1 protein-coding gene is annotated in these 534 nt (G+C 53.7%); it reads right to left on the bottom strand.

The window, feature by feature from the left end:
* Positions 1-59: 59 nt before the first annotated feature.
* On the bottom strand, positions 60-534 hold a 475-nt coding region (locus MoGM_RS05595; RefSeq protein ID WP_275936840.1), incomplete at its 5' end, for a C1 family peptidase.

Below are 534 nucleotides of genomic sequence, written 5' to 3'. Positions count from 1 at the left end.
ACAGAAAACAAAGTGCCACATCCATGATATTTTATTGACAACATGATGATGTCCCGCACTCATCGTCCATCTCGCACAGGCACGCAGTCGGCTGGAAGAAATAGGGCTATGGTCTTCATCCGCACATAATCTTCCGACAGATACATCAGTCCGCCAAATGGATTGTCCGTGCCCCACGAATTTTTCATTATGAAATATCGGCGGCCCGATGAGTCACGGGCCATGCCAACAACAGCCATACTGTGATCGTCGGTGGTGTCGAAACGCTCGAAAGCGCTCTGGCGGGCAGCGGCATCAGACTGTGCACGGTAAGGGAGCACGGCCGTGCCGTCGGCAAACGAGAATCCCGGCTCACTGATATCGCCCTCCCAACATACACCACGACCATGGCTTACGGCATGCTCGAGGACGCTCATCATCGTGTCGAGCGGCAGGTTGTAGAAGCGATCGCGGTTATAGTTGTCGGGCAGTTCGAGATCTGCAAACTTATGGTAGGGATGGTGTGTGAAGCTCGTCACGGCAATATACTCGCCC

Origin of the sequence: Prevotella sp. MGM1 (assembly GCF_002933775.1) — a bacterium.
Lineage (GTDB): Bacteria > Bacteroidota > Bacteroidia > Bacteroidales > Bacteroidaceae > Prevotella.
This window is presented reverse-complemented; position numbering and strand designations above follow the sequence as displayed.